This is a genomic window from Aeromicrobium sp. (assembly GCF_036676885.1).
Taxonomy (GTDB): domain Bacteria; phylum Actinomycetota; class Actinomycetes; order Propionibacteriales; family Nocardioidaceae; genus Aeromicrobium.
This window is the reverse complement of the sequence record NZ_JAKFCB010000410.1, coordinates 1-8,507: the sequence shown is the minus strand read 5'-3', so window position 1 is coordinate 8,507 and position 8,507 is coordinate 1. Positions and strand designations below refer to the sequence as shown.

7 protein-coding genes are annotated in these 8,507 nt (G+C 68.4%); 2 read left to right on the top strand and 5 right to left on the bottom strand.

Features of this window, described 5'->3' with window-relative positions; all coding sequences use genetic code 11:
• A partial coding sequence (locus tag V6M46_RS19175; RefSeq protein ID WP_332668059.1) for a CBS domain-containing protein occupies window positions 1-394 on the top strand: 394 nt, incomplete at its 5' end.
• 116 nt (window positions 395-510) lie between these two features.
• On the opposite strand, the gene V6M46_RS19170 is transcribed toward V6M46_RS19175, so the two are convergent.
• Window positions 511-1,545, bottom strand: coding sequence for an NAD(P)-dependent alcohol dehydrogenase (locus tag V6M46_RS19170; RefSeq protein WP_332668057.1), 1,035 nt, complete (start codon window positions 1,543-1,545; stop codon window positions 511-513).
• Window positions 1,546-1,594: 49 nt separating this feature from the next.
• Window positions 1,595-2,269 (bottom strand): BON domain-containing protein, encoded by a 675-nt coding sequence (locus V6M46_RS19165; protein ID WP_332668056.1) that lies wholly within the window; start codon window positions 2,267-2,269, stop codon window positions 1,595-1,597.
• Window positions 2,270-2,742: 473 nt separating this feature from the next.
• Between V6M46_RS19165 and V6M46_RS19160 the strand changes: the two genes are divergently transcribed.
• Window positions 2,743-4,125, top strand: a complete 1,383-nt coding sequence (locus V6M46_RS19160; protein WP_332668055.1) for an MBL fold metallo-hydrolase — start codon at window positions 2,743-2,745, stop codon at window positions 4,123-4,125.
• 18 nt (window positions 4,126-4,143) lie between these two features.
• Here the strand turns inward: V6M46_RS19160 and V6M46_RS19155 are convergent, their stop codons facing one another.
• The 3 genes from V6M46_RS19155 to V6M46_RS19145 form a co-directional block, all read right to left on the bottom strand.
• Window positions 4,144-4,440: a dsRBD fold-containing protein gene (locus V6M46_RS19155; RefSeq protein WP_332668053.1), complete on the bottom strand. Its 297-nt coding sequence runs from the start codon at window positions 4,438-4,440 to the stop codon at window positions 4,144-4,146.
• Window positions 4,441-4,584: 144 nt separating this feature from the next.
• Window positions 4,585-7,152 (bottom strand): cation-translocating P-type ATPase, encoded by a 2,568-nt coding sequence (locus V6M46_RS19150; RefSeq protein WP_332668052.1) that lies wholly within the window; start codon window positions 7,150-7,152, stop codon window positions 4,585-4,587.
• Between the two features lie 11 nt (window positions 7,153-7,163).
• On the bottom strand, window positions 7,164-8,507 hold a 1,344-nt coding region (locus V6M46_RS19145), incomplete at its 5' end, for a YfcC family protein (protein ID WP_332668050.1).

Sequence of the window (8,507 nt, the reverse complement as noted above, 5' to 3'; positions counted from 1 at the left end):
GACCGTCCAGCAATTCGTCGCACACCTGTCGCCGGGGCAGATCGCAGCCGAGGTCTTTCCCGTGGTGGACCTCGACGGGCACACCTCCGGTGTCTTCACCCTGGCCGACCTCGAGGCGATTCCGGCCAAGCATCGTGTCGACACTCAGCTCGGCGCCGTTGCAGCGCACCATGTCCCTCCGGTGATCGTCGCTCATGACCTGGACGCGTCCGAGGTGGCGACGATGATCCGACCGCACGGCAACGTCGCCGTCGTCGAACGGATGGAGCACCCGATCGGCATCATCACGCCGCTTGCGCTGGCCAGGGCGGCGCGGCTGTCAACCCTGGGCTGGCAGACCATGCCCGCGCGGGGCTCTTCTGCCAGCACGACCCGACCTGGCCGCAAAGCATGACCACGCCGTCGCGGACGGCTGCCCAATCTGTGTGGCCTCGACTTCTGGGGCCCGCTCATGGGCCTCGGGACCGGTGCTCGGCCGGTGGTGACCGCTCGGCGGGTGGCCCCAGACGATCACGGCACGATGACCGCGCGGCCTTGGATGCTGCCGTCGTGCAGGCGCGAGTACGCGGTCGGTCCGTCCTCGAGCGAGAACGTCTCGACCTTCACGTCGATGTGACCGTCGCGTGCAAGTGCGATGACCTCCATCAGATCGTCACGGGTGCCCCAGTACGGATTGCGCACGCGTACGCCGAAGGGGGTCGAGAAGAATCCTGACGGCAGCAGGCCGCCCCCGATTCCCACGATGACGACCGACCCATTGATCCGAACGGCTTCGCGCGCGGTGTTCAGGGTCTCGTTCGATCCCACGAAGTCGAACACGACGTCGGCGCCGCTGCCTCCGGTGAGTTCCCGGATCGCGCCGGCCGCGCTTTCGTCGGAACGAATCGCGTGGTGAGCACCCACATCCGTGGCCAGCTGGAGCTTCTGCTCGCTGATGTCCATCGCGATGATGTTGGCTGCCGTGATGGCCTTCAGGATCTGGATGGCGACGTGGCCCAGCCCTCCCGTTCCGATGACGACGGCGGTGCTGCCCGGCCGCAGCTCGGCCAGCTCTGCCTTGATCGCGTGGTACGGGGTGAGCCCGGCATCGGTCAGAGACACCGCCGCGACGGGATCCATTCCATGGATCGGAACGAGGTGCCGCGGGTCGTCGACGATCATGTACTCGGCCATGGCCCCCGGGGCGCCGAGACCCGGCGGAGCGATGCCGAGCTCAGCAGCGTGCAGGCAGTAGTTCTCCTCGCCTCGAGAGCACGGGACGCAGTGTCCGCAACCCCATGGGCCGTACACGGCGACGATGTCACCGATGTCCACGCCGGAGGCTCCGGCACCCAGCTCCTCGACCGTTCCGACACCCTCGTGCCCGAGCGTCAATGGAAGTCCGAACGTGTACTGGTCGGCGGGAAGGCCCATGATGAATGAGTCGGAGTGGCACAGGCCCGCCGCGGCAACCTTCAGCAGGATCTGTCCCGGCCCGGGCGATGGTTTGTCGACGTCGACGACCTCTGGGGCCGCGCCGATGGTTCTGTACTGGAGTGCTCGCACGTGTCTTCTCCTTCGGCTCTTCCTGGTTGTGTCTCCACGGTTGCGTGTGTCAGACGTCGACAGTGATCCTGTTCTCCACGTGGTCGACGTGAGGCGAAGCCCATGCCGCGGAGGCAGCCGCCATCTTCTCGGCATGGGAGGACACGGTCCCGGTCAGGATGACGCGGGTGCCGTCGACGCTCGCGTGCACGCGGCTTGCGTCGAGGGAGGCGTGCCGCATGATGGCTCGTCTGATGAGAACCTCGGTGTCGGCTGCGTTGGCTTGCGGTCGGCGCTTCAGGGTGATGCGGTTCCGCACGTCCCGCACACCCCCCAGGTGCTTGACGCTCCGAAACGCCGCCTCGCGCTCGAAGTTCCAGGAGACCTCTCCGGTGAGGGTGAGCACATGGTCCTGGACCTTGATCTTGACGGATTCCTCGGGGACGTCCGAGTTCCACTTGATCAAGTTGTTGGCGGCGAGCGCGATGTCGGAGTCGGTCCGAGGGTCCGTGATGTGGTGAACCACGATGTCGTCGGCGATGGCTGACACGCCGCGGGTCTTCAACGCGATCTTGCTTGCCATGGTCTTCTGCCAGTACGACGGAACCTCGCCGTGGAGGGTGACGACGCCGTCGTGGACAGAGACCCCGATCTTGGCGGACTCGACCTCCGGCGCCCACTCGAGCGACTGTTCGACGCGATCCTGAAGCTCCATGTCCCGTGTCTTGGTCGTGCTGGTGTTCATCGCTGAATCCTTTCGTCGGCCCGGTCGATGCCGGGGAGCCACGTCCGTCAGGCGGGAAACGTGCGCTGGAGGGGCGCGATCGGGCGGCGCCGAACGCGTACGGCTGGCCTCCTCGCTCGACCTGGAATGTCGCGCGAGATGCCGGTGTCGGCTTCGAGCCACTCCAAGTGCGCCGCGAGCGGGCCGTGCGACCTGCTGTCTGAACGTTCCATGTGGTGATCCTCGATCGGCGTTGAATGCTCCCGAGACATCCAGCGTGGGCGGGCGAGTCGTCGTGCGGAGTGGTCCAAGGTCCCGACGTTGAGGGACGACTGGCCTCGCGTGGCCGGCACCTGTCCCCGCGTATGCCGGGGCGACAGCAGGCAAGGAAGGACCGCGCAGAAGGGGCGCGGGGCTGAGGCAGGGCCCAACGACCCGTCACACCCTGACGAACTGCCCTGCCGGTGCGGTGGCTCACTCGTGAGGCTTTCCACATGAGCGCACCCATGACGCTGTCCTTCCTCGGCGCGGCCGGAACTGTCACCGGCAGCAAGTTCCTCGTCGAGGGCGACGGTCGGCGCATCCTCGTCGACGCCGGACTGTTCCAGGGCGACCGCAGCTGGCGACGGCGCAACTGGGAGCCCCTTCCGCTCGACCCGGCGACACTCGACGCGGTCGTGCTCACCCACGCACATCTGGACCACTGCGGCCACCTCCCGATCCTGGCGAGGGAGGGCTTCGGCGGGCCGGTCATCTGCACGCCCGAGACGGCACAGCTGGCCGCCATCGTTCTGCGTGACGCGGCGCACCTCCAGGAGGAGGAGGCCCGCTGGGCGCGCACCACGGGGCTGTCGAAACACGAGCACCCGCGGCCGTTGTTCGACACCACGGACGCAGAAAAGGCCTTGGCACTGTTCCGGCCGGTCCCACGCCATCAGACGGTCCCACTGGGAGGTGCGCTCGAAGCGGAGCTCTTCCGCGCCGGTCACATCCTCGGGTCGTCGTTTGCGGCGATCTCGTGCGGACCCACGCGCCTGGTGTTCAGCGGTGACCTGGGCCGCACAGACAACCCGATGCTGCTTCCGCCCGAGAGTCCAGGCCGCGCCGACCACTTCGTCATCGAGTCGACGTACGGGGATCGGCATCACGAAGGCCAGGGCCGCGAGGAGCTGGCCGCCGCGCTGACCAGGACGCTCGGACGCGGAGGGGTTGCGCTCCTCCCGTCGTTCGCCGTGGACCGGACTCCGATGGTCCTGCACGAGATCCGGCAGCTGGTCAGAGACGGCTTGGTCCCCGACGTTCCGGTGTACGTCGACAGCCCGATGGCGCTGGCCGCGCTCGAGGTCTACCAGATGGGGCTGCGCTCGGAGGACAGCGACTTCCGAGAAGAGGTCAGAAGCGACTCCAAGCCTTTCGACCCGGGGCACCTACGGCTGGTGCACGGGCCGGCCGAGTCCGAGAAGCTCAACGACCCGCGGCACCCGTGCATCCTCATCTCGGCATCAGGAATGGCCACCGGGGGCCGCGTCCTCCACCACCTCGAGCACCAGCTGCCTCACGCGCGCAACAGCGTCATCCTGACGGGCTACCAGGTGGCCGGGACGCGTGGCCGGGCGCTGGCCGACGGCGCTCGTGCAGTGAAGATCCACGGACGCTACATCCCGGTGCGCGCCGAGGTCGTCAACCTTCGCGGATTCTCCGCCCACGCGGATGCCGAGCAGATGGTCGAGTGGCTACGACCCGCCCCGGCGCCACGAACCGCCTTCGTCGTCCACGGTGAGCCGGACGCTGCCAGCGCGCTCGCCGCGCGTCTGATCGAGGAGCTCGACTGGAACGTGGTCGTGGCCAGACACCTCGAGAAGGTCCTGGTGGACTGACATCGAATCGCCGTCGGATCAGCTGTCGGATTTCGGAGCTGCCTGGCTGTGGCCCGCCTCCTCCACGTCCTGGTCGGCGGTCTGCTGAAGTTGCTTGGCCAGGTCGGCGAGGGCTCGAGCGGCGGCGATCTCGTCACCGATCTCGGGTACGTCGTCGTCCTGCGGGCTGAGCCGGGCCGACCCGGTGCCGGTCAGGCCGGTCCCGGCGCCGGTGTCAAGGCGCGCCTCGGCGCGGGTGCTGCCGTCGTGTTCGGAGATGAAGATGCGTACCGACCACTCCTTGGCGGTCAGGTTGCTGACAGGTTCGTGTGACATGTCGCGGTCCTTTCGCTCGGGTGCCTTCTCAGGGTCTGGCGCACAGGCGCCGCCCGGCAGGGCAGCGGTGCCCATGCGGGTGGGACCAACGTCCTCGGCCACCCCCGATGCGTCGCGGCCAGCCGCCTGCCAGCTCCGTCTCAGTCATCTGGGCCTCCTCCGCGCGCCGACGGTCTTGACGATCCCGTCAGCCGCGATGACGGCCAGCGCCGTGCAGGCGGCATACGCCCAGCCGATCGGGTCGGGCCACGTGCCCCCCAGCAGGTCCGCCAGAGGCGGCACACCGAGAAACACCGCGAGGAGACCCAGTTCCGCTGCGACAGACATCAGGATCAGCCGGTTCCCGCTGAGGTCCAGACGCCACACCGGGAGCCTGGTGCTGCGGCACGCGAACGCGTTGGCAATCTGGCCGAGTGCGATGGCCGCGAACGCGGTCCCGGACGCGCGACCGAGCAATGACGCGGACGGCTCGGCCCCCCAGGTCCACCCGCCGGCGAGCAGGACCAGGGTGAACGCTGCCAGCGAGCAGACGGCCTCCACCAGACCCAGCAACGCGAACGCTCGGAGCAGGACCTGGCGGTCGACGACGTTGCGCGTGCGACGGCCGCGCATGATCCCCTTGCGTGGGGGTTCGGCGCCCAGGGCCAGCGCAGGGAGCAGGTCCGTCCCGATGTCGAGTGCCAGCACCTGAAGCACGGCGATGGCCAGCGGGAAATTGCCGCCGGTCACCGCCCACACAGCGAAAGGCGCCAGCTCAGCGGCGTTGTCGGTCAGGTGGTAGGTCAGGAACCGCCGGACGTTCTGGAACGTGGCGCGGCCCAGCTCCACGGCCCTCACGATCGTGCCGAAATGGTCGTCGAGCAGGACGAGGTCTGCGGCCTCCCGGGCAACATCGCTGCCGCTGGCTCCCATGGCCACGCCCACGTCGGCCTCCCGCAGTGCGGGTACGTCGTTGACGCCGTCCCCGGTCATCGCGACGACGTGACCCCTCTGCCGCAGCGCTTTGGCGATACGGAACTTGTCCTGAGGGGTGACCCGCGCGATCACGCAGCCGTCCGGGCGGTCGAGGAGGAGGGCGAGGTCGGCATCGTCGGCGGGCAGGGATGAGCCCACGATCACGAGGCCCGTGGGGCCGATCAGCCCGACTTCTCGTCCGATCGCCTCGGCGGTCGCCGGGTGGTCTCCGGTGAGCATGGCGACCCGGATCCCGGCGTCCCGGCAGGCCTGCAGGGACTCGCCGACGTTCTCGCGGGGCGGGTCCTCCAGGCCGAGGAGTCCCAGGAACTCCAGGTTGTTCTCACGCTGGTCCTCACCGTCGGCACTCGTCCAGCGATGGGTAGCGACGGCGAGCACACGTCGACCCTGTGAAGCGAGCTCGGCCACGATCTGGTGAGCGTCCGCCGGTACGTCGACGCATCGGGCAAGGACACGCTCCGGGGCTCCCAGGACCGACACGGTGCCGTCGGCACAGGCCGAGCTGAGCATGCGGTCGGATGTGTAGGGCCGGCGCTCCGGCTCCGAGGGAGTGTCGTCTGTCCCGGTTCTCAGGGCGAGACAGTGGATGGCGGCTTCCATCGGGTCGCCACGGGGCACCCACTCGGCTCCTTGCCGCTCGACACGACCGGTCACGCAGCTGAGTGCGGCTGCCACGATCTGAGGCACCTCGGTCTTCGCGGCCGCCGCCCCCGCAAGTGTCGCCACGGGTTGGTAGCCCAGGCCGCGAACGGTCACCGGGCCGGCTCGAGTCAGGACCTCGACCACCGCCATCCGGTTCTGGGTGAGCGTTCCGGTCTTGTCGGTGCAGATGAAGGTGGTTGCCCCAAGCGTCTCGACGGCGTCGAGCCGGCGCACGAGCGCGTTGGACCTTGCCATCTCCTGGGCACCGCGCGCCAAGGACAGCGTCACGGTGGGAAGCAGTCCCTCGGGGACAAGGGCGACCGCCACACCCACACCGAACAGGAAGGCGCTCGTCCGGTCGAGTCCCAGTGCCAAAGAGGTGAGGCCGAGCGAGACCCCGGTGAGAAGAGCGATCACCGCCACCAGGCGCACCACGCGGCCGACCTGGCGCGACATGGGACTGGCTGGTCGCTCGGCCGAGCCCGCGAGGGCAGAGATGCCGGCAACAGTCGTCGCGGCACCCGTCGCCGTGACCGTGGCAGCGGCCTCACCCTGGATCACGAACGTTCCGGCCACGACCCGTTCGCCCACCTCATGCGGTACGGCAGCGCTCTCGCCGGTGACCATCGACTCGTCCACCGTGAGGCCTGCCTCGGCCTCGACGATCATGTCGGCGCCGATCCGGTCACCAGCGGTGAGCAGCACGGTGTCTCCGACCACCAGCTCGGCGACGTCGAGGCGGCGGACGCGGCCATCACGTACGACCTGGGCGACCTGGGGGAGCAGCGAGCGAAGTCGCTCGGTCGAGCGGTCGGCGCGGTGCTCCTGCCAGAACGCGAACGCAGCGTTCAGCACGATGATGAACACGATGGCCACGGCCAGCGGGGGCATCCCGGCCAGCATGGCGAGACCGGCCGCCACCCAGAGGAGAACGGCCAGCAGATGGGTGAGCTGGGCAACGAACTCGCGAACCGGATGTGGTCGGCCGACCGATGGCATGACGTTGCGGCCGTCGCGGGCCAGACGGTCAGCCGCCTCACGAACAGTGAGACCACTGTTCGCAAGGCGGCTGAGACTCGTCGGGCTCGGCTCCACGGCCGGCTACCTCAGGAGATCGCCGCGCCGACCGCCACGAACGCGGTGCAGACCACGATCAGGCCGAGCACCAGCGGGAAGATGAACCTCAGGTACTGGTCGTAACGGACCTTTGCCAGGGCGAGGCCTCCCATGACCACTGCCGAGGTCGGCGTGATCAGGTTGATGACGCCCGATGCGGACTGGTAGGCGGTGATCACCATGGCCCGGCTGACGCCGGCGAAGTCCGCCAGGGGAGCCAGGATCGGCATCGCCAGGGCGGCGTGACCGGAGGTGGACGGCACCAGGAAGGCCAGTGGGAGATTGACCAGGAACATCAGCGCCCCGAAGGTCCCGGACGAGGTGTTGTTCACCGCATCCTCCATCGAGTGCAGCACGGTGTCGGTGATCGAGGAGTTGTTCATGATCACCGTGACACCCCGGGCGAGGACGATGATGAGGCCGACGCCGATGAAGTCCCCGGCGCCTCGGACCAGGGTGTCCGTGAGTGTGTGCTCGCCCAGTCCGCCGATGAGCCCGACGACGAGCGACATCGCGATGAACAGGGCCGCGAGCTCGGGGAAGTACCAGTCGAGCTGCCAGCCGTAGCTGTCGGCGGAGGGTCCGTCGATGACCTGGGCCCACGGGACGATGGCGAAGATCATGAAGGCGAAGGTGACTGCAACGACGGTCAGCACCCCCTTCTGCCGCCCGGTGAGCGTGGGCGCTTCTCCGACTCCTCGCGCTGCGATCTCCGCGTCACCCTCCTGTGCCGTGGTCAGCGACCGGGACGGGTCCTTCTTGACCCGGTGCGCGTACCGCAGGACGAACAGGACAGCGAGCGGGACGAGGACGACATACATCAGCAGCCGGAATCCGATGCCGTCGCCGATCGAGATCCCGGCGGCATCCGAGGCCACGCCGGTGGCGAACGGGTTGACGGTGGAGGCGAGCACACCGATTCCGGCGCCCACGAGGATGGTCGCGGCTGCGACCATCCGGTCGTACCCGAGGGCCAGCATCAGTGGGATGACCAGCGCGTAGAAGCCGAGGGTCTCCTCAGCCATGCCTTCGGTGGTCCCACCGACCGAGAACAGGATCATCAGCGCGGCGATGACCACCGCTCCCCGGTTGCCGAACCGCTGGGCGACACGGGCGACGCCGTTGTCTATCGCGCCGGTGCGCATCGACATGGTGATGAAGATTCCGATGGCCAGGACGAACAGGAAGACACCGGCAGCTCCGAACAGTTCACCGCTCTCGTAGGGCCCGATGAAGCCCGTTTCGGAGGATTCGATGCCGTAGAGGCCGTTGACCGGGGCGAGGAACAGCTCCATGAGCCGGTCTCCGAAGGAGAGGCCGGAGTCGACGTGGTG